This is a genomic window from Pantoea sp. VS1, assembly GCF_002207995.1.
GTDB classification, from domain to species: Bacteria; Pseudomonadota; Gammaproteobacteria; order Enterobacterales; family Enterobacteriaceae; genus Pantoea; species Pantoea dispersa.
Genome location: NZ_NHZE01000005.1, coordinates 278,961 through 302,622, shown reverse-complemented (window position 1 = coordinate 302,622; position 23,662 = coordinate 278,961). Strand labels below are relative to the sequence as shown.

23 protein-coding genes and 1 tRNA gene are annotated in these 23,662 nt (G+C 57.9%); 15 read left to right on the top strand and 9 right to left on the bottom strand.

The genetic code is table 11. The annotated features are described in order from the left end of the window. Positions 1 to 55: 55 nt before the first annotated feature. Positions 56 to 1,366, top strand: coding sequence for an MFS transporter (locus CBW22_RS03795; RefSeq protein WP_088516059.1), 1,311 nt, complete (start codon positions 56 to 58; stop codon positions 1,364 to 1,366). Positions 1,367 to 1,382: 16 nt separating this feature from the next. Beyond that, positions 1,383 to 2,471 (top strand): tartrate dehydrogenase, encoded by a 1,089-nt coding sequence (locus tag CBW22_RS03790; RefSeq protein WP_088516058.1) that lies wholly within the window; start codon positions 1,383 to 1,385, stop codon positions 2,469 to 2,471. 16 nt (positions 2,472 to 2,487) lie between these two features. Here CBW22_RS03790 and CBW22_RS03785 read toward each other — a convergent pair whose 3' ends face one another. Then, entirely contained in the window at positions 2,488 to 3,432 is a 945-nt protein-coding gene (locus tag CBW22_RS03785; protein ID WP_088516057.1) for a MurR/RpiR family transcriptional regulator, read from the bottom strand. 288 nt (positions 3,433 to 3,720) lie between these two features. Here CBW22_RS03785 and CBW22_RS03780 point away from each other — a divergent pair, with 288 nt between their 5' ends. The 6 genes from CBW22_RS03780 (at position 3,721) to CBW22_RS03755 (ending at position 10,062) form a co-directional block, all read left to right on the top strand. Then, positions 3,721 to 4,029 carry a PTS sugar transporter subunit IIB gene (locus CBW22_RS03780; protein ID WP_058759671.1) on the top strand — a complete coding sequence of 103 codons (309 nt, stop codon included), beginning with the start codon at positions 3,721 to 3,723 and terminating at the stop codon, positions 4,027 to 4,029. A 59-nt stretch (positions 4,030 to 4,088) separates the two neighbouring features. Further along, complete coding sequence (locus CBW22_RS03775) at positions 4,089 to 4,433, top strand: PTS lactose/cellobiose transporter subunit IIA (RefSeq protein ID WP_254919469.1); 345 nt, start codon at positions 4,089 to 4,091, stop codon at positions 4,431 to 4,433. Next, positions 4,426 to 5,733 (top strand): 6-phospho-beta-glucosidase, encoded by a 1,308-nt coding sequence (locus tag CBW22_RS03770; protein ID WP_021507629.1) that lies wholly within the window; start codon positions 4,426 to 4,428, stop codon positions 5,731 to 5,733. Before CBW22_RS03775 ends, CBW22_RS03770 begins: the two co-directional genes overlap by 8 nt. A 124-nt stretch (positions 5,734 to 5,857) precedes the next feature. Beyond that, positions 5,858 to 7,213 (top strand): PTS cellobiose transporter subunit IIC, encoded by a 1,356-nt coding sequence (celB, locus tag CBW22_RS03765; RefSeq protein WP_021507630.1) that lies wholly within the window; start codon positions 5,858 to 5,860, stop codon positions 7,211 to 7,213. 162 nt (positions 7,214 to 7,375) lie between these two features. Further along, positions 7,376 to 7,987, top strand: coding sequence for a glutathione S-transferase family protein (locus tag CBW22_RS03760; RefSeq protein WP_088516056.1), 612 nt, complete (start codon positions 7,376 to 7,378; stop codon positions 7,985 to 7,987). Between the two features lie 14 nt (positions 7,988 to 8,001). Next, positions 8,002 to 10,062 (top strand): FAD-binding oxidoreductase, encoded by a 2,061-nt coding sequence (locus tag CBW22_RS03755; RefSeq protein ID WP_088516055.1) that lies wholly within the window; start codon positions 8,002 to 8,004, stop codon positions 10,060 to 10,062. Positions 10,063 to 10,125: 63 nt separating this feature from the next. On the opposite strand, the gene CBW22_RS03750 is transcribed toward CBW22_RS03755, so the two are convergent. The 3 genes from CBW22_RS03750 to CBW22_RS03740 form a co-directional block, all read right to left on the bottom strand. Further along, positions 10,126 to 10,545, bottom strand: coding sequence for a hypothetical protein (locus tag CBW22_RS03750; protein ID WP_088516054.1), 420 nt, complete (start codon positions 10,543 to 10,545; stop codon positions 10,126 to 10,128). A gap of 121 nt (positions 10,546 to 10,666) precedes the next feature. Beyond that, positions 10,667 to 11,278 carry a hypothetical protein gene (locus CBW22_RS03745; RefSeq protein ID WP_254919468.1) on the bottom strand — a complete coding sequence of 204 codons (612 nt, stop codon included), beginning with the start codon at positions 11,276 to 11,278 and terminating at the stop codon, positions 10,667 to 10,669. 600 nt (positions 11,279 to 11,878) lie between these two features. Beyond that, positions 11,879 to 12,637, bottom strand: a complete 759-nt coding sequence (locus CBW22_RS03740) for a hypothetical protein (RefSeq protein ID WP_141097288.1) — start codon at positions 12,635 to 12,637, stop codon at positions 11,879 to 11,881. A gap of 99 nt (positions 12,638 to 12,736) precedes the next feature. Between CBW22_RS03740 and CBW22_RS03735 the strand changes: the two genes are divergently transcribed. Next, a complete protein-coding gene (locus CBW22_RS03735) occupies positions 12,737 to 13,051 on the top strand; it encodes an integrative conjugative element protein, RAQPRD family (RefSeq protein WP_088516052.1) in 315 nt (104 codons plus the stop codon). Beyond that, a complete protein-coding gene (locus CBW22_RS03730) occupies positions 13,042 to 13,281 on the top strand; it encodes a hypothetical protein (RefSeq protein ID WP_441339102.1) in 240 nt (79 codons plus the stop codon). Before CBW22_RS03735 ends, CBW22_RS03730 begins: the two co-directional genes overlap by 10 nt. A 161-nt stretch (positions 13,282 to 13,442) precedes the next feature. On the opposite strand, the gene CBW22_RS03725 is transcribed toward CBW22_RS03730, so the two are convergent. Continuing rightward, positions 13,443 to 13,518 (bottom strand) — tRNA-Phe (locus CBW22_RS03725). A 193-nt stretch (positions 13,519 to 13,711) separates the two neighbouring features. Here CBW22_RS03725 and CBW22_RS03720 point away from each other — a divergent pair. The 5 genes from CBW22_RS03720 (at position 13,712) to CBW22_RS03700 (ending at position 18,016) form a co-directional block, all read left to right on the top strand. Continuing rightward, complete coding sequence (locus tag CBW22_RS03720; protein WP_088516051.1) at positions 13,712 to 15,037, top strand: methyl-accepting chemotaxis protein; 1,326 nt, start codon at positions 13,712 to 13,714, stop codon at positions 15,035 to 15,037. A 93-nt stretch (positions 15,038 to 15,130) separates the two neighbouring features. Then, positions 15,131 to 16,354, top strand: coding sequence for a SpoIIE family protein phosphatase (locus CBW22_RS03715; RefSeq protein WP_088516050.1), 1,224 nt, complete (start codon positions 15,131 to 15,133; stop codon positions 16,352 to 16,354). A 10-nt stretch (positions 16,355 to 16,364) separates the two neighbouring features. Then, positions 16,365 to 16,916 (top strand): SiaB family protein kinase, encoded by a 552-nt coding sequence (locus CBW22_RS03710; protein ID WP_088516049.1) that lies wholly within the window; start codon positions 16,365 to 16,367, stop codon positions 16,914 to 16,916. Positions 16,917 to 16,922: 6 nt separating this feature from the next. Continuing rightward, positions 16,923 to 17,309, top strand: coding sequence for a DUF1987 domain-containing protein (locus CBW22_RS03705; RefSeq protein ID WP_021507651.1), 387 nt, complete (start codon positions 16,923 to 16,925; stop codon positions 17,307 to 17,309). Beyond that, positions 17,306 to 18,016: a GGDEF domain-containing protein gene (locus CBW22_RS03700; protein ID WP_021507652.1), complete on the top strand. Its 711-nt coding sequence runs from the start codon at positions 17,306 to 17,308 to the stop codon at positions 18,014 to 18,016. Before CBW22_RS03705 ends, CBW22_RS03700 begins: the two co-directional genes overlap by 4 nt. Here CBW22_RS03700 and mrdA read toward each other — a convergent pair whose 3' ends face one another. The 4 genes from mrdA to deoA all read right to left on the bottom strand — a co-directional run bounded on the left by mrdA (position 18,017) and on the right by deoA (position 23,612). Beyond that, complete coding sequence (mrdA, locus tag CBW22_RS03695; protein ID WP_021507653.1) at positions 18,017 to 19,906, bottom strand: penicillin-binding protein 2; 1,890 nt, start codon at positions 19,904 to 19,906, stop codon at positions 18,017 to 18,019. A gap of 317 nt (positions 19,907 to 20,223) precedes the next feature. Continuing rightward, positions 20,224 to 20,937 (bottom strand): purine-nucleoside phosphorylase, encoded by a 714-nt coding sequence (gene deoD / locus CBW22_RS03690; protein WP_021507654.1) that lies wholly within the window; start codon positions 20,935 to 20,937, stop codon positions 20,224 to 20,226. 34 nt (positions 20,938 to 20,971) lie between these two features. Further along, positions 20,972 to 22,195, bottom strand: a complete 1,224-nt coding sequence (deoB, locus tag CBW22_RS03685) for a phosphopentomutase (RefSeq protein ID WP_088516048.1) — start codon at positions 22,193 to 22,195, stop codon at positions 20,972 to 20,974. 94 nt (positions 22,196 to 22,289) lie between these two features. Continuing rightward, positions 22,290 to 23,612 carry a thymidine phosphorylase gene (deoA, locus tag CBW22_RS03680; RefSeq protein WP_088516047.1) on the bottom strand — a complete coding sequence of 441 codons (1,323 nt, stop codon included), beginning with the start codon at positions 23,610 to 23,612 and terminating at the stop codon, positions 22,290 to 22,292. Between the last annotated feature and the right edge of the window lie 50 nt (positions 23,613 to 23,662).

Genomic DNA, 23,662 nt, shown 5'->3' with positions numbered 1-23,662 from the left:
CTGCATTCGACAACCAGAAAATAATACTACCCTACACAATCTGGAGCACTTTAATATGAACTCTCACCTCGAAAAAAGGGTGATGCGTAAAGTGACGTTGCGCATTGTGCCCTTCATCATGCTGCTCTATTTCATCGCGTTTCTTGATCGCGTCAATATTGGTTTTGCCGCGTTAACCATGAATCAGGATTTAGGTTTCTCGCCCACGGTATTTGGTTTTGGCGCCGGGATCTTTTTCCTCGGCTATTTTCTGTTTGAAGTCCCGTCGAATTTAATTTTGCACAAAGTGGGCGCACGCATCTGGATCGCCCGCGTGATGATCAGCTGGGGATTGGTCTCCGGCTGCATGGCGCTGGTGCAGGGCACCACCAGCTTCTACCTCCTGCGCTTTCTGCTCGGCGTGGCGGAAGCCGGTTTCTTTCCCGGCATCATTCTCTACCTCAGCTACTGGTTCCCGGCGGCGAAGCGCGCGCAGGTTACCGCCATCTTCATGGCCGCCGCCCCGCTCTCTACCGCGCTCGGCTCGCCGGTCTCTGCGGCGCTGCTGGAGATGCACGGTCTGCTGGGCTACGCCGGCTGGCAGTGGATGTTCGTGTTGGAAGCGATTCCGGCGTTGCTGCTGGGCATCGTGGTGCTGTTTTTCCTCACCGACCGTCCGGCGCAGGCTAAATGGCTGAACGCAGAAGAGCGGCGCTGGCTGCAGGAGACCATGCAGGCCGAGGAGCAGGCCCGGTCGACGCAGCACGGCCACAGCAGCGCCTGGCGCGGGCTGGCGGACAAGCGCGTACTGGCCCTGGCGCTGGTGTACTTCGGCACGTCGGCCGGGCTGTACACGCTGGGGATCTGGTCACCGCAAATTATTCGCAGCTTCGGCGCCTCCTCGCTGGAAATCGGCTTCCTCAACGCTTTCCCGGCGGTGATCGGCGTGATCGGCATGATCCTGTGGGCACGTCACTCCGATCGTCGCGGCGAGCGCAGCTGGCACGTCATTGGCGCCTGTTTACTGGCTGCCGCCGGGCTGATTTACGCCGGTAACGTCAGCACGCTGCTGGCGGTGATTATTGCGCTGATGCTGGTCACGGTCGGCATCAGCGCCTCCAAGCCGCCGCTGTGGAGCATGCCGACGCTGTTTCTCAGCGGGCCGGCCGCGGCCGCCGGCATCGCCACCATTAATTCCATCGGCAATCTCGGCGGTTTTGTCGGCCCGATGATGATTGGCGTGATCCGCCAGCAAACCGGCAGCTACACCTGGGGACTCTATTTCGTCGCCGCGCTGCTGGCGTTGTCCGCGCTCATCGTGCTGATTCTCGCCGCGCAGACGCCAAAACCGCAAAGCGCCGATCTTCCTCATCCTCATACCCATTAATTGACTGGAGAACACAATGCGTAACTACAAAATTGCCGCGATTCCGGCAGACGGTATTGGCCCGGAAGTGATTTCGGCTGGCGTTGAGGTGCTGCAGGCGCTGACGCGGCACGATGAACAGCTGACGTTTGACGTGCAGACCTTTGACTGGGGCTCGGACTACTACAAACAGCACGGCGTGATGATGCCGGAAGATGGCCTGCAGACGCTGAAGCAGTTTGATGCCATCTACTTCGGTGCGGTGGGCGCGCCGGACGTGCCGGATCACATCACGCTGTGGGGGCTGCGCCTGCCGATTTGTCAGGGCTTCGATCAGTATGCCAACGTGCGGCCCACCAAAATTCTGCCGGGCGTGACCTCGCCGCTGCGCAACCGTGGACCGGGCGATCTTGACTGGGTAATCGTGCGCGAGAACTCGGAAGGGGAATACTCCGGCAACGGCGGCCGTGCGCACCGCGGCCTGCCAGAAGAGGTGGGCACTGAAGTGGCGATTTTTACCCGCGTCGGCGTGACGCGCATCATGCGCTACGCCTTTAAACTGGCGCAGTCGCGGCCGCGCAAACTGCTGACGGTGGTAACCAAATCCAATGCCCAGCGGCACGGCATGGTGATGTGGGATGAAATTGCGGCGGAAGTGGCGCAGGAGTTTCCGGATGTGCAGTGGGACAAGATGCTGGTGGATGCCATGACGCACCGCATGACACTGCACCCGCAATCACTGGACACCATTGTCGCCACGAACCTGCATGCGGATATTCTCTCCGACCTCGCCGGCGCGCTGGCCGGCAGTCTCGGCGTCGCGCCAACCGCCAATATCGATCCGGAGCGGCGTTTTCCGTCGATGTTCGAACCGATTCACGGCTCGGCGTTTGATATCACCGGCAAAGGCATCGCTAACCCGATCGCCACCTTCTGGACCGCGGTGCAGATGCTGGAACATCTGGGCGAGCGCAACGCGGCCGCGCTGATAATGCAGGGCATTGAGCAGGTGTGCGCGGCGGGCATTCTGACGCCGGACGTCGGCGGCAGCGCCACCACCGCTGACGTGACGCGCGCGCTGGTGCAGTTTATTGAAGCCAAATCTCAGGTGGCGGCAACCGCCTGAATCGAAAGGCGGGGTGTTACAGCGCCGCCGCCAGCCGGTCCAGCGCCAGCAGGATGCCATAACGCCGCGCCGGTGCTGCATCCGGCAGCGGCAGCCAGTAGTTGGCCTGGCTGGCGAGATCCAGCGCCGCCGGGCACAGCGCCATCACTGGGGTCTGCTGGATGTGAGCGTGATGCACCGCGCTGAGCACGCTGCTGTTGATGGTATCCGGCGCGAGGATCAGCAGCAGATCGTCCGGCTGCAAACGGCTGAGCGTCAGGCGCAGCAGGTTGTCGTCCTGGATCCACGCCAGCGCCAGCCCGGCCTCACTCAGCCGCTGCTGCACTTCCGCCACCAGCGGCGTGTGCTGGCCGGCGGCACCGATCAGCAACACGCTGCGTGCCTGACGCAGCGCCTGCGCCGCCTGCTGCCAGCGGCTGTCATCCAGCTGCTGCCACTGCCGGGTCAGCGCCTGATGCAGACTCACCAGCTGCGGCACCGCATCGTGGCTGGAAGTAGCCGGTTCGGCGCTGGCGCGTGCCAGCCGCATACGCAGATCGCGAATATCGTCGCAGCCGACCGAACGGGCAAAGCGGGTAATGGTCGCCGCACTGACTTCCGCCCGGCTGGCCAGCTGTTCAATGGTGGCCGAGGCCGCGAACGCGGCGTCACGCAGGATGGCGCGCGCCACCCGCTGCTCCTGCTGGCTGAGCGAAGCCTGCCGCTGACGAATCACCGTCATAAACGCACTTTCCTGCTGGCCGGCCTGGCGCACCTGGTGCAGAAAATCATCCAGATCGCGGTAGCCCGCCGAGGCAGCAAAGCGCTGGAGTACAGCCGGGCTGACACCCGCCTGCGCCGCCAGACTCTCCATGGTGGCCTGCGCGCTGGCGTGCAGGTTATCCAGAATAAATCGCGCCAGCTTTGATTCCTGCGCATCAAAACGCGCCGACTGCTGCTGCAGTTGCCAGACAATATCCATTAGCTCATCACATCCTCAGTAACGAACCCTCATGATGCATGAAAATATTTTTCATTGTGAGATTTTTTTCAGCTGATCGCACTGAATTTTCCTGGAATTAAATCACTCGCAACAGAAAATCATCGTCCCGATCACACCAATGAAAATTATTTTCATGGCAATTTAATGATCAAATTATTGATAAATAATACTTTAAATAACTTTCATCACAAAATCATCTGGCCGCAGGGTATTTACAGTGCGACTGAGACAGGTCTTAAATGCCGGAGTCAATTCACAGGAGGATAAATTATGCGCATTGTTCTTTGCTGTGCCGCTGGCATGTCTACCAGCATGCTGGTGAATAAAATGCAGCACGCTGCACAAGCGCGCGGGCTGGCGATCAACATTCAGGCCGTCCCGGTGGCCGATTTCGAACGTATCCTGCCGGATGCGGATGTGGTGCTGCTCGGCCCACAAGTGCAGTTTGAAGCTGCCCGCCTCACCGCCATCGCGGCCCCGCAGGGCAAGGCGGTCGCCGTGATCGACATGATGGATTACGGCATGATGCGCGGCGAACAGGTGCTGGATAAAGCGCTGGCGCTGCACGCTTCCTGATTCTTCGTTTCCCCTAATCTGACTGATAACACACGGCGTTGCGCTGTGGGAGATTCTGCATGCCTGAAGATGACGTAATGGTGGCTCCGGAAGAGGAGATCATGCTGCTGCTGGTGCAGGCCGGTGCCGCGCGCAGCGCCGCTCTCAGCGCCCTGCGGCTGGCGCGCGCCGGCCAGTTTGATGCGGCACAGCAGCAGCTGGCGGCGGCGCGGGAAAACGTAAGCAGCGCGCACCAGCAGCAGACGGCACTAATTAGCCTGGACGAAGGCAGCGGCCGGCTGCCGGTTACCCTGATTCTGGTTCATGCCCAGGATCACCTGATGAACGCCATGCTGATTCAGGATTTAGCGGGCGAAATCATTGAACTCTATCGCCGTACCACGGCAGGAGAAAACGATGCTTAAGATAGCAATCATTGGCGGCGGCAGCAGCTATTCGCCGGAGCTGGTGGAGGGAATCATCAACCGTTATGCGCAGCTGCCGGTAACCGAACTGGCGCTGGTGGATGTGGCGGCAGGACGCGAAAAGGTACAGATCATCGCCGATCTCACGCGGCGCATGCTGCAAAAGAACGGGCTGGAGCAGGTTAAGGTCAGCGTGCATTTCGCGCTGGATGAGGCGATTCGCGGTGCGCGCTTTGTGCTGACACAGCTGCGCGTCGGCCAGCTGGCAGCACGCGCCGCCGATGAACGGCTGGGCCTGAAGTATGGTCGTCTCGGCCAGGAAACCACCGGCGTCGGCGGCTTCGCCAAAGCGCTGCGCACCATTCCGGTGATGCTGGAGATTGCGCGCAAAGTGGAACAGCTGGCACCCGACGCCTTCATCATCAACTTCACCAATCCGGCGGGCATCGTTACCGAAGCCGTGGCGCGCTACAGCAACGCGAAGATCATCGGCCTGTGTAACGTGCCGGTGAATATGCACCATATGATCGCCGGCATGTTACAGGCGCCGTTTGACGAGGTGGCGCTGCGCTTCGCCGGGCTGAACCATCTGGTGTGGGTGCATCAGGTGCTGTGCCGCGGCGAGGACGTGACCGCCGGGGTGATCGAACAGTTGTGCGAAGGCCAGGCGCTGACCATGAATAACATCAAAGAGATGCCGTGGTCGCCGGCGTTTCTGCGGGCGCTGCAGGCAATTCCCTGCCCTTATCACCGCTACTACTGGCAAACACCGCAGATGCTGGCCGAAGAGCAGGAGAAAGCGCAGCACGGCCAGGCCGGAACGCGCGCCGAACAGGTGATGAAAGTGGAAGCCGAGCTGTTTGCGCTGTATGCCGATCCGCAGCTGGCGCACAAGCCGGAGCAGCTGAGTTTTCGCGGCGGCGCATATTACTCCGAAGTGGCCGTTGAGCTCATCAGCGCCATCCATAACAATAGCGGGCAAAATCTGGTGGTGAACTGCCAGAACCGTGGGGCGATTCACGGTCTGCCGGATGACGCGGTGGTGGAAGTGAACTGTGTGGTCGATGCGCAGGGCGCGCACCCGCTGGTGTTTGGCGCGCTGCCACCGCTGATGCACGGGCTGACGCAGCAGATCAAAGCCTTCGAGCGATTGACCATCGACGCGGCGGTGCACGGCGATCGCGGTGCCGCGCTGCTGGCGCTGGTCGGCAACCCGCTGGTCGGCGATGTCGCCAGCGCCGAAGCGCTGCTGGACGAAGTGCTGACGCTGAATCAACCGTGGCTGCCGCAGTTTGCGTGATATCCCTGTCGCAAACCGCACCCAGGCCGTCGCGGCGCGCTTCATCGCGCAATAAATTGCGCCGCGCCGAAATGACACGCATTGACCTGTTAATTTGTTGCGCCATTGTGCCCGAGGAGGCCCTATGTCCAACCGTAATATCATCGAACGTTATGTGCTGCCCGCCGCGCTCAAGGTGGCCGGGCAGAAGCATGTGCTGTCCGTGCGGGACGGCATCATTCTCAACATGCCGTTCATGCTGATCGGCAGCTTTTTTCTGATCTTCGCCTACCTGCCGATCCCGGCCTGGGGCCATCTGATGGCAGACCTGTTCGGCGACAGCTGGCGCAATAAACTGCTCTATCCGGTGCGTGCCACCTACGACATCATGGCGCTGATCTCCAGCTTCGGCATCGCTTACCGGCTGGCGGAGAAATACCGCACGCTCGACCCGCTGACCAGCGGCGCGATGGCGCTGGTAGCGTTTGTGATGACCATTCCGCAGCAGACGCTGTTCGCCCCGGTTGAAGGCGCGCCCGCGCAGCTGGTCACCGGCGTGCTGCCGATTTCACTAATCGGCAGTCAGGGCCTGTTCGTGGCGATTGTGATTGCGCTGCTCTCCACCGAAATCTACCGCTTTGTGCACAGCCGTAACCTGGTGATCAAGATGCCGGAAGGCGTGCCGCCGGCGGTGGCGAAATCGTTCCTCGCGCTGGTTCCCGGCTTCTGCGTGCTGGCCGTGGTGCTGCTGCTGCGCCTGGCAGTTGAAGCCTCACCGTTCCACGACATCAACAACCTGATCGCCACGGTGATTGGTCTGCCGATGCACCACGTCGGCGGCACGCTGCCGGGGATGATTTTCTCGGTGCTGCTGATTGGCATTCTGTGGACGCTCGGCCTGCACGGCGATGCCATCGTGCTGGTGTTCATTCAGCCAGTATGGCTGTCGAACATGAGTGAAAACCTCGAAGCCTTTCAGCATAACCAGCCGATTCCGCACATCTTTACCCAGCAGTTTTACGATTTATGGATTGCGCCTGGCGGCACCGGCGCGCTGCTTGGGCTGGTGATCTTTATGCTGATCCGCGCGCGCAGCCGCCAGATGAAACAGCTGGGGAAAATCGCTGCGCCGGCGGCGCTGTTCAACATCAGCGAGCCGCTGGTGTTCGGCATTCCGCTGGTGATGAACCCCTACCTGTTCCTGCCGTTTATCCTGACGCCGGTGCTGCTGGTGATTGTTTCGTGGGCGGCAATGAGCAGCGGTCTGGTGGCGCCGCCAGCCGGCATCGCCCTGCCCTTCACCACGCCAATTTTCGTCAGCGGCTATCTCGCCACCGGCGGCCATATCTCCGGCACGGTGTTACAGGTGGTCAACCTGACGATTTCGCTGGTGGTCTACTATCCGTTTTTCCGCGTGTGGGATCGCCTGAAACTGCGCGAAGAGCAGCAGAACGAACAGCAGGCGCAGGCCGCCAGCGGCAGTGCCGTCGTGCCTTCCTGAACCACTCCCTCTGCCGGGTGCGCCCTGCTGCGCACCCGGCCGCATCCTTCCACTTTTTGCAATAATGACTTCGCAAATCTGGCTATTCTGCCAGCAATACGGCTGTGCGAACCTTAGGCCACGGCTCGGGATCACCCCGACCACTACCTGAGGAACAGCATGATGAAACTGTACAACTTAGCGCTCTCCGGCCACGCTCACCGCGCACTGCTGGCGCTGTCACTGCTCGGCATAGCGCATGAAACGGTCGAAGTCGACCTGCCTGGCGGCGAACATAAAACCCCGGCGTTTCTCGCCATCAACCCGTTCGGTCAGGTGCCGGTGCTGGAAGACGATGGCGTTTACATCGCGGATTCCAATGCCATTCTGGTGTACCTGGCGAAGAAATTTAACCGCAGCGACTGGCTGCCGGAAGATGCGCTGGGCGCCGCCCAGGTGCAGCGCTGGCTGTCGGTAGCGGCCGGTGAACTGGCTTACGGTCCGGCGGCGGCGCGCCTGATTACCGTGTTTGGTGCCAAATTTAATGCTGAAGAGGTGCTGGCGCGCGCGCATCTGATTCTTTCCCGGCTGGAAAGCCATCTCAGCCAGCGTGAGTGGCTGGTGGGCGACCATCCCACCATTGCTGACATCGCTTTATATAGCTACCTGGCCGGTGCCCCGGAAGGCAATGTCGAGATGTCCGGTTACCCTGCGGTGAATCAGCTGCTGCGCCGGATTGAAGCGCTGCCCGGCTTTGTGCCTTTTCCGCAGACCGCCGCCGGCCTGCGCGCCTGACAGGAGCCAGCATCATGGGCGAGAAACTGATTACGCTGCCGGTATGGCATGACGGTGAAATTGCGCTGCAGCAGCAGGCGGGGGTGGCGGAACGTATGGCCGATGTCGGGCAGCGCGTGATCCGCGATTACATGCCCGATCAGCATCGTGACTTTTACGCGCAGCTGCCGTTTATCGTTGCCGGCAGCGTTGATGCACAGGGTGATGCCTGGGCCACGCTGCTGGAAGGCCAGCCCGGTTTTATCTTCTCGCCCAACGCCACCACGCTGGATATCGCAGCCGGTCCTGACGCCAGCGATCCGGCCGCCGCCGGGATGACCGATGGAGCACCGGTGGGCCTGCTCGGCATCGAGCTGCACACGCGGCGGCGCAACCGCATGAATGGCGTGCTGACGGCAATTGGCGGCGGCCTGCGCGTGCAGGTTGACCAGAGCTTCGGCAACTGCCCGCGCTATATTCAGCTGCGCGATTTCCGCTTCGACCATGCGCCCGGCAGGGCTTATCAGGGCGAAGTTGAGACGCTCAGCGCGCTGGATGACGCCGCGCGCGCCGCCATCCGGCAAGCCGACACGTTTTATGTCACCACTTATGCCGACCAGGCGCGCCGTCAGGTGGACGTTTCGCATCGCGGCGGCAAAGCCGGTTTTGTTCGCATCGCTGCCGATGATGTACTGACCATTCCGGACTTCAACGGCAACCTGTTCTTCTCCACCCTCGGCAATATCGTACTCAACGGCAAGGCCGGGCTGCTGTTTATCGACTACGCCAGCGGCGATGTATTGCAGATGAGCGGCGATGCCACGGTGATAACCGATTCCGCCGAAATCGCGGCCTTTCAGGGAGCCGAGCGGCTGTGGCGCTTTAGCGCGCGCCGCATTGTGCGCCGGCGCGCTGCCCTCGCCCTGCGCTGGGCCGATCAGCCAGACGGCGTATCGCCCGCCTCGCTGATGACCGGCGACTGGCCATCCGCCAGCGAACGCCTGCAGGCGCAGCAGCTGGCGGCGCAGTGGCGACCATTCCGCATCACGCAGACCGTCGATGAGAGCGCGCAGATTCGCTCGTTTCATCTTATGCCGGATGATGGCGCTGGCGTACTGCCGCATCTGGCGGGCCAGCATCTGCCGATCCGCCTGACGCTGCCGGGCAGCACTAAGCCACTGATTCGGCAATATACGTTGTCAGTTGCGCCGTCGGATGGTTATTACCGCATCAGCGTGAAGCGTGAAGGCGTCGTATCACAGTATCTGCACGATGCCCTGCGCGTCGGCGATCGGCTGGAGGTGCGCGCACCGGCCGGTGACTTCACTGTTGATGCACACGAAACGCGGCCAGCGGTGCTGCTGGCGGCGGGCGTCGGCATCACGCCGCTGCTGGCGATGCTGCGTCACCTGATTTATGAAGGCCGACGCAAACGCCGGATGCGTCCGGTGTATTTGCTGCAGTCGGCGCGTAACCTGGCCGAACGCCCGTTTGCGCGTGAGATCGATGCGCTGCTGGCAGCCAGCGAAGGTGCGTTGAAACTGGTACGCGTGCTCAGCCAGCCGGGTGCAGCCGAAGCCGGCGTGGATTACGACGTTGCCGGACGCATTGATATGGCGCTGCTGTCGCAGGTACTGCCGTTCAACGATTACGATTTCTATCTGTGCGGCCCGCCGTCATTTACCCAGGCGATGTATGACGGACTGCGCGGCCTGAATATTGCCGACGCGCGTATTCATGCCGAAGCGTTTGGTCCTTCGTCGCTGCAGCGTCAGCAGGAGAATGTGCCAGAGCCCGTCGCGCTGCCGCCGGTAGCGACCGAAGCGGTGCCGGTGGTGTTTACAGAGTCGCTGAAAGAAGCGCGCTGGACGCCGCAGTCCGGCACGCTGCTGGAGCTGGCCGAAGCGCGCGGCCTGAGCCCGGCCTACAGCTGTCGCGCCGGACATTGCGGCAGCTGTAAGACCAGACTGGTGAAAGGCGCGGTGACTTATACTTCCCAGCCAGGCATCACGCTGGCGCAGGATGAGGTGCTGATCTGCTGCGCGGTGCCGGCGCAGGTCGAAGAGGGGGACGCGGGGGTGCAGCTGGCGTTGTGAGGTGAGTGCCCGGCTATGCAATCAAACCAGCAGGCTGCAGGGCGGGCGGCATCTTACCCGCGCTCAGTTGGTCAGAATCGATTCGATTCCCTGTATCAGCGCAGGGAAATAGGATTGATCAATAGCGATCTCGCCGGTCAGTTGCCAGCTATCATAAATAGCGGGAGTCGCAGTGAAGTTGAAACCGATTAAATCACTTCCCTCGACAGCATTGAATTCGCAGGTGAATGATTTCATTCTTGGTGCGAACTGTACCGGCTTAGGTCGTCCATTTTTGTATAGGGATGCATAAAACTCCGATAACATTTCCTTCAGGCTTTCAAGGTCGAAAATCGTCAGTTCGCACTGACATTGCAGGTTTATACTGCAACCGGCAATTTCCAGCCAGCACATGATCAAATCCAGCCTGCGATCTTCAGGCTCCTCAATTCTTGAGATAAATGAGAAGCGAAATAACGTATCTTCATTTTTGATCTCAAACATTTCTGTCCCGCCACTCAGTCGATATGGAAGTGTGAAATTGTTCAGTCCCGTTCCCTGACCACAACATGTAACGTGTACTCTTTGTGGACATACCTGATTTTATCATGCTCCACAATCTTTTTCAGACGGTCATTTTTATACGATATAAAAACATGCCAGGCATTTTTTGAGCATCAGGGCTTCGTGAACCATAGCGGATAGCTTTTTCCAGTATATTGACCGGAATATATCTACCTGACTCGGCCATATGCGCGGCCGTAGTACGTGTAAATTTAAGATTTCGCACGGACAGGCCAACCTTCAGGCGACCACGCAGCATATTCAGCGTTGCTTCGCTTAGCACACTGCCTATGCTTTTACCCGCAGCGACATCCAGCACCGCCCGACCACTGCTCAACAGGCGAAAAACACCAAATGCAATCAGCGCAATATCTAGCGGATCAATGAGCGGGGTTTGCAATGGGGCTTCTTCAAGCGTGGTAAAACGCCCATCCGCATCATAAACCTGCCACAGTCCGGGAGCTTGCGCGACCGTGTAACCAATACACAGTCCTGTAGCATCATCCACAATTGGACGCGCACCGTGTGGAGGCATGAACTGAGGTTTTACAGCATAATACTCATTATGAGGCAGGGGGTTTCTGAAGTTAAAAAAGTACCCCGGCTCATCGGGATCCAGCATCCGTATATCCATCACACCTTCTCCATTCTTCCATAAATCAAATTCCCACATACAAGAATCGCGAATTATTTAATGAAGTCAAGAGCCGAATTATACTTATAACTAATCTTTCTCAATGAATTAGCTTTGTAACTTATACATGAGGCCGGTTTTTCAGTTCACTATTAGCCATATGTTACCTGTTCCCCTGGCAATTTGCTGAACTCGCCGTTGTCATGTTTTTAGGAGATTCACTAACATTTTCTGGTAATTTTCAGGTTGTTCGTTTTCTGAATGTCTGACTAACAAGCCTTTCCAGCGAGGCTAAAATACGAGAGATGTTGGTGGGCGATATTTTAAATGATCGCAGCAGATGGAGAGAATCATGGATGAATGGAGGCGAACATTAATCAATGCCAATAAAAAAGGGGGTATCAGCGCTGACTTTTCCCCTTCCAGAAGATTAGCTTTCGGTGATGACGGCAGAATTTGAGAAGTATTTATAAGCTGGACGACAGCGTGCAAAGTTCTTTTTTTGCGCTGCCACCAGCAGGCTAGCCACTGGAATGGAGCGACAGGATGACGCTAAGTCAGAACAATTGCTCACCGCACTGCATCAAGAAACACAGCAACGGCTCTCATTCTTAAGAGAAATTATTATTACAAAACGCATCATTCCCTGATGACCTGTGGCTTGATGATTTGCCTTAAGTTATCCATCGGTATTATCTCTGAGCCTAGAGAAGTATTTAAATATACGAAATCGGGAGTTAATAGCGTTAACCTTCCTGCTTTTTTATCATAATTTTTATCTTTGAAAACTAATGAAACATTGGAACCACCTCCGATACCAAATATTTTTAATGACTTCCCAAACACTTGACTAGAGTAATCCCCAAGAACCACTTGAAGATAAACCGTAACAGCCGTCAGCCCTGCAATCAAAAATAGCTTCCCTTTTAATGGAGAGATGAAGTAGCAACAATAAAAAATGCACAAAACCAGTGAAGACAAGTATATAAAGATAAACGTCACTTTGTTTTCTGCAAGAACTATGTAACTTAGGACGAGTATCTGAAATAGAATGGAGGCAAGAAAGAGAAACCATAATGAATGAGAGTATGAAATGGCATTGCCTTTTTTTAAAATAAAATACCCCACACCACTCCAAAGTATCACGGAAAACCCTGCAAGCATTAAAAATGTTAGCCCACTAGTAAGTGAGACCACAAAGAAATTCTCACTTATTAATTCATAGCTAAAAAAGCCGTTCCTTGCCATATAGTTATAAATAAAACTGAAAGATAAAAATGGAAAGTAAATGAAGTGCATTATGAGAAATGGTATGACTGCAGCTGATGCTTTTTTCATCAGATTAATCTTATCGCTATGAAATTCACTTTCCACTTTACTTCTCAGCTCTTCTAACAAAATGCCTCCTATTAAATTTAATATTTTGTTAATTATTTCAGTGCGGAAGATATCTCTTTACCGTTCTGGTTTACAAATTCTACCAGAGAGGTATAAATCATGTTTAAAACACCTTTTTACTTGATCTCAATTTGTATCAGTTTCAGTGTTATGGCAAGCGAGTTAGAGGAACATGCCACCACTCAACACCTGCTCGATCAAGTCCAGCTTTTCCACGACCAGACCCGCGCCGTCGCCGCGCAGTCCGATCCCAATAACCGCCGCCGTTACCTGTTCGACTACAACAAAGCCAACGAAGACCTCAACACCATGCGTGCTGGCATCGACCGCTACATGCAGCCTTCCCGTGCGCAGCCGCTGGATTACGGCAAGGTCAGCGGCGATTACACGAGAGGCCGTCCGCTATGGCGATGACTGCCGCGCAGATCAACGCGTTTAAAACGGCATCCGGCAACATCGATATTAGCGTTCTGTATCTGGTGTCCGTTGGGCTACTACTGTGCGTTGTTTCTCTGGGCAGCCTGGGCTGCAGTGGATGTCAGGCATGGACGGGAAAATACCTAAGTCAGGGATGCCGCGCTAGTCCGATTTGTTATCCGTTCTATGACTTTACCGATCGTCTGCATCTGGATGTTCGCCAGTAAAGCAGACATTTTGAAGTGCTTTTATCCGTCAGGTTGCTTAAGAGGAAGGCTCATACTGGATAGCTGAAGCAGTACAGTGACCTCAACAGTCAAAGTGACCAGAAATCATTGGTGCTTCAAAAAGCAAAAACCCAGCCATAAAGGCTGGGTTTTCAGAATGTTGGTGCCCGGACGCGGAATCGAACCACGGACACGGGGATTTTCAATCCCCTGCTCTACCGACTGAGCTATCCGGGCAACGGGGCGCATTAAACCTTACTCACGCCGTACCGTCAAACGCTTTTCGGTAAAAATCAGCTGACTGCTGCCTTTTGCAGCAACCGCCGGACCCGATGGTAAAAACCTGCGCAACCGGATTATTTAGTGGTGAATTTTTAGCCACTCACGCCGATAACCGTGCTGACATCCCATAACCATAATAAGGTCCACCATGTTCAGCACTATTACATCGGGAATCCTGTCGCGCCTCGCGTGGCAGAAACGCAGTCACAGCAGCGCAACGCTTAGTTCGCTGCAGGAGGCCATCGCTATGGTTGAGTTTACGCCTGATGGTCACATCCTCACCGCTAACACGCTGTTTCTGGAGCGCATGGGCTACACGCTGGCAGAAATTGTCGGCCAGCATCACAGCCTGTTCTGCACGCCGGATATGGTGCAGTCGCCGCAGTATCGCGAGTTCTGGCAGCGTCTGAATCGCGGCGAAGGCTTCAGCGATAAGTTTTTGCGCGTGGCGAAGCACAGCCGTCCGATCTGGCTGGAAGCCAACTACGTACCAGTGCAGGATCGCCACGGCCGGGTGATCAAAATCGTCAAGCTGGCGAGTGATATCACCGCGCGCATCATGGATGCGCAGGAGCAGCGCGCCATGACCACCGCCATTGAGCGCTCGATGGCGGTGATTGCCTTCAACCTCAAAGGCGAAGTGCTGATGGCCAACGATAACTTCTTCAATACCATGGGCTATCGCGCTGATGAGATCATCGGTCGCCATCACAGCCTGTTCTGTCCGCCCGAAATGCGCACCAGCGAGGCCTATCGTCGCTTCTGGCACAAGCTCAATCAGGGTGAATATATCTCCGGCCAGTTCGAGCGCGTCAATAAGCAGGGCAACACCGTCTGGCTGCGCGCCACCTATAATCCGGTGTTTAACAGCGCCGGCGAGCTGTACAAAGTGGTGAAGTTCGCCACCGACGTTACCGCGCAGGTGGAAAAGAACCAGCTGGAGCGCGAAGCAGCGCAGCAGGCATGGCAAACCGCGCTGCATACCAGCGAAAGCACACAACAGGGTGCGGCGGTCATTGAGAACAGCGTGCAGAATATCAATGCGCTGGCCAGCGAACTGCACGGTATTTCTGGTGATATCAATGATCTGAGCGACTCTTCCGATCGCATCGGCGCCATCGTGGAGAGTATTCGCCGTATTGCCGACCAAACCAATCTGCTGGCGCTCAATGCGGCAGTGGAAGCCGCGCGCGCCGGTCATCACGGCCGCAGCTTTGCCGTGGTTGCCAGTGAAGTACGCACCCTCGCGGCGAACATCAATCGCGCCACCAGCGAAATCGAGAATCGGGTGAGGCATAACCATCTGCTGGCGGATAAGGCGCAGAAAGGCATCGCGTCGAACCTGAAACGTGCCGATCAGGGCGTAGTGCTCGCGCAGCAGGCGGGCGGTGTGATTGCCGAAATTCGCGGCAGCTCCAGTGAGGTGGTGCGCGCCATCAGCCACGTCGCCGATACACTAAAAGCCCCGCAGTAAGCGCAGCAGCGTGCGCTGGCCGGCGGTGACATAAAAGTGTCATCGCCGTGCCGTAACCTAAGATTATTCCTAATCAACGCCAGACTCTTTCTCATGCAGCAGCCTGATTTCCGCACCGGGCTTAGCGCCCTGACGGGTCGTGCCCGCGCGCGTTCGCTGTGTATTGCGGTGCCGTTCGTCACGCCAGCGATGGACAACACGGCGGTAATGGCGCTGTTTAGCGAACACAAAGATTTGATTGGCCTGCCGGTGGTGGAAAACGGCACGCCGTTCGGCATGATTAACCGCCACATCTTTCTGTCGCAAATGACGCGCCCGTTCTTCCGCGAGCTGTACGATCGTAAAAGCTGTATCGCCTTTATGGACAAACAACCGCTGGTGATCGATGCCGAAACCGAACTCGATCGGGTCGCGCAGCAGGTGGTCGCCAGCGGGGATAAATCAGTGACCGATGGCTTTATCGTGACTGAACAGGGCCGCTATATTGGCATCGGCCTCGGTATCGACCTGATTCGCACCGTCTCCGATTTGCAGGCGCAGCAGCATCAGCAAATTTTACAGAGCATCGATTACGCGCGGGTGATTCAGGACGCGATGCTGGACCGCTCGCGGCAGCAGATGGCGCAGCAGCTGAGCGACTGGTGCCTGCACTGGCAGCCGCGCGACGGCGTGGGCGGCGACTATTACGCCTTTCACCGCGACGAGCACGGCTGGCTGGCGCTGATTGCCGACTGCACCGGTCACGGCATTCCCGGCGCGTTTATGACGGTGATTCTGCATACGACGCTGGAGCGTGCGCTGCAGCACAACCATCGTACGCCGTCTGCCCTGCTGCAGGCGCTTAACCGCCACATCAAACAAACCCTGGGCCAGCTTAACGCCTCGCAGCAGACTTCGCTGTCCAACGACGGCTGCGATGCGATTGCGCTGCGGCTGGAGACGACCAGCCATCAGCTGAGCTGGGCCAGCGCGCGCATGCACGCGGTGCTGCAGCCGCTACAGGGTGAAGCAGCCGCGCTGCAGGCCGATCGCGTCGGCGTTGGCTACACCGATACACCGCACGACTATTGCTGGCCGCAGCAGCAGCGCACACTGCAGCCCGGCGATGTGCTGCTGGTAATGAGCGACGGCGTGACCGATCAACCCGGCGGCGCGCGGCAGATCATGTTCGGTAAAAAGCGGATTCAGACGGTCATTGCACAACATAAAACCCTGCCGATGGCCGAGCTCTCCACGGCGTTTGCGCAGGCATTTCTTCACTGGCAGGGCAACCAGCCGCGACGCGATGACGTCACCTGGTTTGGCCTGCGTTATTAACGAGCCTCTTATGCATCCAGCTTCCACCGGCACGCACCTGCCGCCCGACAGCGTTGCGCTGCACTATACCGGCTTCTTTTCGCCGCAGAACATCACCGCGATGGGTGAAGTGATCAAAGTGTTTCTGGAAAACCAGCAGGCCCCGCTGAAAGTGCGCCGCCGGCTGTTCTCCAGCTTTGTCGAGATTGTGCAGAACATCCTGCGCTATTCGCAGGACAGCCGTACCCTGAGCCATGCCGAACAGCACTATCGCTTTGGCACCGTAACGCTGCACGTGGATGGCGATAGCTATGTGCTGGAGAGCAGTAATCAGGTCGAACAGGCCGCCTGCGAGCAGCTGCGCGACTGGCTCGATCTGCTGCGTACCATGAGTAACGACGAAATTAAGCAGGCCTACCGTGTCGGTCTGCGCACCGAGAGCCCCGCCACCAGCAAAGGGGCCAATATCGGTTTGCTGACGCTTGCCCGTGATGTCAGTGAACCGCTGGAGTATGAACTGCGTCCGCTGCCCGCCAGCGGCTACGCCACGTTTTGGCTTAAAGCCACCATTCACCAGGATTGAGGTTGTATGCAAAACCTGATTATCGCTGCCACTGAGAGCACGCCCGAAGTGAGTTTTGATTTTGCCACCCGCCAGTTTGCGCTGCGCGGCGAGTCGTGGCCGGAGAACGCGGCGGCGTTTTATCGCCCGCTGCTGGATGCCCTTGAGCAGTGGCAACCCACCGACAACGACGCGGTGGTCGTCACTATCGCGCTGCGCTACTTCAACAGCTCCAGCACCAAAATGCTGTTCAGCCTGTTCGATCTGTTCAACCAGCTGGCGCAGCGCGGTCAGCGCGTCACGCTAAACTGGCTGTTTGATGCGGAAGATGACATCGCAGAAGAGTTTGGTCAGGAACTGGCGCTGGATTTTACCGATCTGCAGGTTAATCTGCAGGCGGAACTGGCGTCATGATGGACCTCAATGAGCTGTTCCGTGAAGAGAGCGAGGTGCTGAATCGCTCACAGCATGTGGCGGCGCAAAACACGCTGAGCGCGCAGGATTACCGCGAGGCGCTGCTGCACCTGAATCGCCACTATCAGCGCCTGATGCGCGAAACCTGGCGGCTGATCTCCCGCAGCGATCGCGCGGAGCGCGAGCTGAACCGCGTGAATGAGCAGTTAAACCAGCTGGCGCAGGAGCTGGAGTACAAAGCCAGCCACGATCCGCTGACGGCGGTGTGGAATCGCGGCGCGATTATTCAGCGCATCAGCCAGACGCTGGAGAGCGGTCCGGCGGCGCTGATTATTCTGGATATCGACCACTTCAAGAAGATCAACGACGAATACGGCCATCCGATGGGCGATAAGGTGATTTGCGGGCTGGTGACGCGCATTCAGGCGCACTGCCCGGCCGGCGCCAGCATTGGCCGCATCGGCGGCGAAGAGTTTACCGTGCTGCTGCCGCACTATCGTCTGTCCGACGCGGTGATTGTCGCCGGTGCGATCCACGCCTCGCTTAACGCCTCGCCGCTGGCGGTGCTGCCGCAGCAACTGGTGACCGCCAGCCTCGGCGTGAGCTACGGCAAGCCGGGCTCCGATTTCGACACGCTATACAGCAATGCCGATGCCGCGCTCTACGATGCCAAACACCACGGCCGCAACCGGGTATTTTTCCGCTGATCAGTGCACCTGCGCGGTGCTGGCCGTCTGCATCGGCACGCTGCTATCCGGCGGCGGCAGGAAGATGTGGTCGAGGATGTTGCGCATCACCGGCGCGGCGGTAATGCCTTCGTTACCGCCGTTTTCCAGAATCAGCGCCACCGCCACCTGCGGGTTGTTAAACGGCGCAAAGGCGGTATAGAAAATGTGGTCGCGCAGGCGCACCGGGATCATCTTCGCGTTGTAAGTCTGGTTCTGCTTCAGGCTAAACACCTGCGACGTACCGGACTTGGCGGCGATGCCGTACGGCGCGGTATGGAAATATTTATAACCGGTGCCGTTAGGCGCGTTAGCCATACCAAACATGGCGTGGCGCACCAGCGACCAGTACGGTGATTTCGCATCGCCAATCTGCGGCTGGGGCGCGGTCGGCTGATAAACCTGCTGCCAGGTGCCGCGCTGTGCTTTGGCCAGCAGGTGCGGATTAATCACCCGGCCGTTATTGATCAGCGCCACCATGGCTTTCACCATCTGAATCGGCGTGGCGATCCAGTAGCCCTGACCGATGCCCACCGACACCGTATCGCCCTGATACCACGTATGTTTATGCACTTTCTGCTTCCATTCGCGGCTTGGCAGCAGCCCGGCGTACTCTTCATTCAAATCGATACCGGTAGGTTTGCCGTAGCCGAACTGGCTGAGCATGCTGTGGATGCGGTCGATGCCCATCATGAACGCCACCTGATAGAAGAAGGTGTCGGCGGACTCTTCAATCGCTTTGGTGACGTCGAGCATGCCGTGGCCGGACTTTTTCCAGTCGCGGTATTTACGATCGGTGCCCGGCAGCGTCCAGGTGGGCGCGCCAAAGAAGGTGGTGCCCGGCGTAATCACTTTGCTCAGCAGCGCCGACATCGCCATGTAGGGTTTTACCGTCGATGCCGGTGGATACAGCCCCTGGGTAACGCGATTGATCAGCGGCAGGTTTTTATCCTGCAGCAGCGTTTTATAGGCTTTGTAGCTGATGCCCTTCACGAACGGGTTGGGATCGTAGCTCGGGCTGGAGACCATCGCCAGCACGCCGCCATCGTGCGGATCCTCAATCAGCACCGCCGCACGCTGCCCGGCCAGCTGGCTCTCCACATACTGCTGCAGATGCAGATCCAGCGTCAGCCAGATGTTTTTGCCCGCCACCGGCGGCACCTCTTTCAGCACGCGCACGATGCGGCCGTGGTTATCCACTTCCACTTCCTGATAGCCGGTCTTGCCGTGCAACAGAGATTCGTAGTAGCCCTCAATACCTTGCTTGCCGATGTTATGGTCGGCGGCATAGTTTTCGCCGACGCCCTCGGCATTGAGCCGCTTGTAATCGTTATCGTTAATCTTCGACACGTAGCCGACCACGTGCGCCAGATCGGCGCCGTACGGGTATTCCCGATCCTGATAGGTATCAATGGTGACGCCGGTGAAGCGGAACTGATTGACCGAGAAGCGCGCCACCTCCTCGTCGGTGAGCTCGGCCTTCAGCTCCACCGGTTTATAGCGGCTGCTCTGCTTCAGTTCATGCTCAAAGGTTTCGATATCATCCGGAGTCAGATCAACGATGGGCGTCAGCGCCTTCAGCGTCGCCTGCATGTTGTCGATTTTGTACGGCGTGACGAGGATGTCGTACCAGGTAACATTGCGCACCAGCGGGATGCCGTTGCGATCGAAAATCAGCCCGCGCGTCGGCGCGATGGGGATCATTTTGATGTCGTTCTCGTTAGAACGCGTCTGGTAATAGCTGTGCTGATCCACCTGTAAGCGATACAGGTTGATGCCAAGAATGGTGAAGCAGATAACAACCAGGGCAAACGCCACCAGCGCGCGGCGCACAAACAGTTTCTCTTCGGCTTCGAAATTGCGGAAATTCATCAGGGGCTTAGTCTCTTCATTATCACGCTAATGATAGGGAGAGATCGCCGCAGAGCCAGCAGGAAGATGCACAAGCCTGGGTAAAAGTGTGTCAGATGTTTACGGTGTAGCGGCTACGTCAGGAATGCGGGACAGAGGCTGGAGATAGGAGGCGGAAATGAGGACGGTGCGCGTGGGCGCCCTCTCCCGCGCGCAGGCATTAACCGTTGCTCGATCAGTCCCCTCTCCCGCGCGAGGGCGTTAACCGTTGCTCGATCGGTCCCCTCTCCCGCGCGCGGGAGAGGGTTAGGGTGAGGGCAAAGGAAAAGCGAGGAAAATCAATCCCCCAGCAGCACCGACTCCAGCGCGATCTTAATCATATCGTTGAACGTCGTCTGACGCTCTGCCGCGGTGGTTTGCTCGTGCGTACGGATGTGATCCGACACGGTACAGATGGTCAGCGCTTTGGCACCAAACTCTGCCGCCACACCGTAGATGCCGGCGGCTTCCATCTCCACGCCGAGGATGCCGTACTTCTCCATCACGTCGAACATCTGCGGGTCCGGCGTATAGAACAAATCCGCAGAGAAGATGTTACCGACGCGCGCGTCCACACCCAGCGCTTTAGCTGCGTCGACCGCGTTACGCACCATGTCGAAATCCGCGATGGCGGCAAAATCGTGATCTTTGAAACGCATGCGGTTAACTTTTGAGTCGGTGCAGGCGCCCATACCAATCACCACATCACGCAGTTTCACGTCTGCACGCACGGCACCGCAGGAACCCACACGAATGATCTTCTTCACGCCGAAATCGGTGATCAGCTCTTTGGTGTAGATCGAGCAGGATGGAATACCCATACCATGGCCCATCACGGAGATTTTGCGGCCTTTGTAAGTCCCGGTGAAGCCCAGCATGCCGCGTACGTTGTTCACTTCGACCACATCGTCGAGGAAAGTCTCGGCAATGTGTTTTGCACGCAGCGGATCGCCTGGCATCAGCACCACGTCCGCGAAATCGCCCATTTCGGCATTAATATGAGGAGTTGCCATTGTTGTTCTTCCTTATCAAAAAGTGGTGGCTGTTTTACAGCAAGCTTTTGCCGTAGTCCATGCTGGACAGGCCAAAATAGCTGGCGATGGTCTGGCCGATATCGGCGAAGGTATCACGGTAACCCAGCGAGCCCGGTTTTACTTCTGGACCGTAGATCAGAATCGGGATGTGCTCGCGCGTGTGCTCGGTGCCATGCCAGCTCGGATCGCAGCCGTGGTCAGCGGTGAGAATCAGGATATCGCCCTCTTTCACCAGCGCCATCAGCTCCGGCAGACGACGGTCAAACAGCTCCAGCCCACCGGCATAACCGGCGATATCGCGGCGATGGCCCCAGGTCGAGTCAAAATCGACGAAGTTGGTGAACACAATTGAGTTGTCCGGCGCCTTCTTCATCTGCTCAATGGTGGCATCAAACAGCGCGTCCAGACCGGTGGCTTTAACTTTTTGGGTGATGCCCTGCTCCGCGTAGATATCAGCGATTTTACCCACTGAAATCACTTCGCCGCCCTTCTCATCCACCAGCTTTTTCAGCATGGTCGGTGCAGGTGGTTCGACCGCCAGATCGTGACGGTTACCGGTGCGCTGGAATTTACCGGCTTTATCGCCGACAAACGGACGCGCAATCACACGGCCAATGTTATAGCCGCCGTTGGTCAGCTCTTCACGGGCGATTTCACACAGCGCGTACAGGCGATCGAGGCCAAAGGTCTCTTCATGACAGGCAATCTGGAACACCGAATCTGCCGAGGTGTAGAAAATCGGCTTGCCGCTTTTCATGTGCTCCTCGCCCAGCTGGTCGAGAATTACCGTGCCAGAGGAGTGGCAGTTGCCGAGGTAGCCCGGCAGATCGGCGCGTTTTACCAGCGTATCCAGCAGCTCCTGCGGGAAGCTGTTCTCTTTGTCGCTGAAGTAGCCCCAGTCAAACAGCACCGGCACCCCGGCGATTTCCCAGTGGCCGGACGGCGTATCTTTGCCCGAAGAGAGTTCGCTGGCGTAGGCGTAAGCGCCGATAATTTCCGCCTGCGGGTCCAGTCCCGGCGGGAAGCGGCCGGTAGAGAGTTCCGCCGCTTTGCCAAGGCCGAGCGCGGTCATATTGGGCAGATGCAGCGGACCTTCGCGGCCTTCATTGGCGCGGCCTTCAAAGCACGCTTCGGCGATATGGCCGAGCGTATCCGATCCTTCATCACCGAATTTATCGGCGTCTTTGCTGGAACCAATCCCGAAGGAGTCGAGAACCATAATAAAAGCACGTTTCATGCAAGTCTCCTGCGCCATAGCGCGATGACAAGTCAAAAAAAAGCGATCAGATCAGTATACCCGAACGGCCGCTGCCTGGCACGCAGTTACGCCACTATTCGCTGATGCGGCGATACACCACCGGCGTGGCCTGCGGAGCATGGTCGCTGAGCGTTATCGCCGCTTTCACTGCCGCAGCGGCCTGCTGCCACTGCGCTTCCGATGCGGCATGAATCACCGCCAGCGGCTGCTGCGCATTTACTTCACTGCCCAGCGTGATCATGTCGCTGAGGCCCACGCTGTAATCAATGCTGTCGCTGGCGCGCTGACGGCCACCGCCCAGCGCCACCACCGCCATGCCCAGCGCCCGCGTGTCCATGGCGCTGACGATGCCGGGACGATCGGCGTACACCGCTTTGCTCAGCATCGGTGCCGGCAGGTAGCGGTCCATCTGCTCGATGAAATCCGTCGGGCCGTTCTGCGCCGCCACCATGCGGGCAAACACCTCAGCCGCTTTACCGTTATCCAGCACCTGCTGCAGTTTTTGCCGCGCTTCGGCTTCGTTCGCCGCCAGTTTGCCGGAGATCAGCATCTCAGCGCACAGCGCCAGCGTGACCTCCAGCAGCCGCGGATTGCGCGCCTCGCCGGTGAGGAAATGCACCGCTTCACGCACTTCCAGCGCATTACCGGCGCTCGATGCCAGCACCTGATTCATGTCGGTGAGCAGCGCGGTGGTTTTGCATCCCGCGCCGTTGGCGACGCCGACAATCGCCTGCGCCAGCTGCTGCGAAGCCTCAAAGGTTGGCATAAACGCCCCGGATCCGACTTTGACATCCATCACCAGCGCGTCTAATCCCTCGGCTAATTTTTTGGCGAGGATCGAGGCGGTGATCAGCGGAATGGAATCCACGGTGGCGGTGATATCGCGCGTGGCGTAGAACCGCTTGTCCGCCGGCGCCAGCGAATTAGTCTGACCGATAATGGCAACGCCGACCTGTTTGATGATCTGGCGGAAGCGATCGTCGCTGGGGAAGATATCGAAGCCAGGAATGGCTTCCAGCTTATCCAGCGTGCCGCCGGTGTGACCGAGGCCGCGCCCGGAAATCATTGGCACGTAGCCGCCGCAGGCCGCCACCATCGGACCCAGCATCAGCGAAGTGACATCGCCCACGCCGCCGGTCGAGTGTTTATCAACAATCGGTCCGTTGAGATTCAGCGCCTGCCAGTTGAGCACCGTGCCGGAATCGCGCATCGCCATGGTCAGCGCCACGCGCTCTTCCAGGTTCATGTCGTGAAAATAAATCGTCATCGCCAGCGCGGCGATTTGCCCTTCAGACACGCTGTTATCACGCACACCGTTGATGAAAAAGCGGATTTCCGCTTCGCTCAGCGGCTGGCCGTCGCGTTTTTTACGAATAATTTCTTGTGGCAGGAACAAGGTTGCCTCCCCGGAAAAGCGATGTATCGCTGAATGACAGCCGCCAGCTG

Excerpts from the sequence above, each read along its gene's own strand:
- CBW22_RS03795 (WP_088516059.1), top strand. The coding sequence starts at position 56 with ATGAACTCTCACCTCGAAAAAAGGGTGATGCGTAAAGTGACGTTGCGC.
- CBW22_RS03790 (WP_088516058.1), top strand. The coding sequence starts at position 1,383 with ATGCGTAACTACAAAATTGCCGCGATTCCGGCAGACGGTATTGGCCCG.
- CBW22_RS03785 (WP_088516057.1), bottom strand. The coding sequence starts at position 3,432 with ATGGATATTGTCTGGCAACTGCAGCAGCAGTCGGCGCGTTTTGATGCG.
- CBW22_RS03775 (WP_254919469.1), top strand. The coding sequence starts at position 4,089 with ATGCCTGAAGATGACGTAATGGTGGCTCCGGAAGAGGAGATCATGCTG.
- CBW22_RS03770 (WP_021507629.1), top strand. The coding sequence starts at position 4,426 with ATGCTTAAGATAGCAATCATTGGCGGCGGCAGCAGCTATTCGCCGGAG.
- celB (WP_021507630.1), top strand. The coding sequence starts at position 5,858 with ATGTCCAACCGTAATATCATCGAACGTTATGTGCTGCCCGCCGCGCTC.
- CBW22_RS03760 (WP_088516056.1), top strand. The coding sequence starts at position 7,376 with ATGAAACTGTACAACTTAGCGCTCTCCGGCCACGCTCACCGCGCACTG.
- CBW22_RS03755 (WP_088516055.1), top strand. The coding sequence starts at position 8,002 with ATGGGCGAGAAACTGATTACGCTGCCGGTATGGCATGACGGTGAAATT.
- CBW22_RS03750 (WP_088516054.1), bottom strand. The coding sequence starts at position 10,545 with ATGTTTGAGATCAAAAATGAAGATACGTTATTTCGCTTCTCATTTATC.
- CBW22_RS03745 (WP_254919468.1), bottom strand. The coding sequence starts at position 11,278 with ATGTGGGAATTTGATTTATGGAAGAATGGAGAAGGTGTGATGGATATA.
- CBW22_RS03735 (WP_088516052.1), top strand. The coding sequence starts at position 12,737 with ATGTTTAAAACACCTTTTTACTTGATCTCAATTTGTATCAGTTTCAGT.
- CBW22_RS03730 (WP_441339102.1), top strand. The coding sequence starts at position 13,042 with ATGGCGATGACTGCCGCGCAGATCAACGCGTTTAAAACGGCATCCGGC.
- CBW22_RS03720 (WP_088516051.1), top strand. The coding sequence starts at position 13,712 with ATGTTCAGCACTATTACATCGGGAATCCTGTCGCGCCTCGCGTGGCAG.
- CBW22_RS03715 (WP_088516050.1), top strand. The coding sequence starts at position 15,131 with ATGCAGCAGCCTGATTTCCGCACCGGGCTTAGCGCCCTGACGGGTCGT.
- CBW22_RS03710 (WP_088516049.1), top strand. The coding sequence starts at position 16,365 with ATGCATCCAGCTTCCACCGGCACGCACCTGCCGCCCGACAGCGTTGCG.
- CBW22_RS03705 (WP_021507651.1), top strand. The coding sequence starts at position 16,923 with ATGCAAAACCTGATTATCGCTGCCACTGAGAGCACGCCCGAAGTGAGT.
- CBW22_RS03700 (WP_021507652.1), top strand. The coding sequence starts at position 17,306 with ATGATGGACCTCAATGAGCTGTTCCGTGAAGAGAGCGAGGTGCTGAAT.
- mrdA (WP_021507653.1), bottom strand. The coding sequence starts at position 19,906 with ATGAATTTCCGCAATTTCGAAGCCGAAGAGAAACTGTTTGTGCGCCGC.
- deoD (WP_021507654.1), bottom strand. The coding sequence starts at position 20,937 with ATGGCAACTCCTCATATTAATGCCGAAATGGGCGATTTCGCGGACGTG.
- deoB (WP_088516048.1), bottom strand. The coding sequence starts at position 22,195 with ATGAAACGTGCTTTTATTATGGTTCTCGACTCCTTCGGGATTGGTTCC.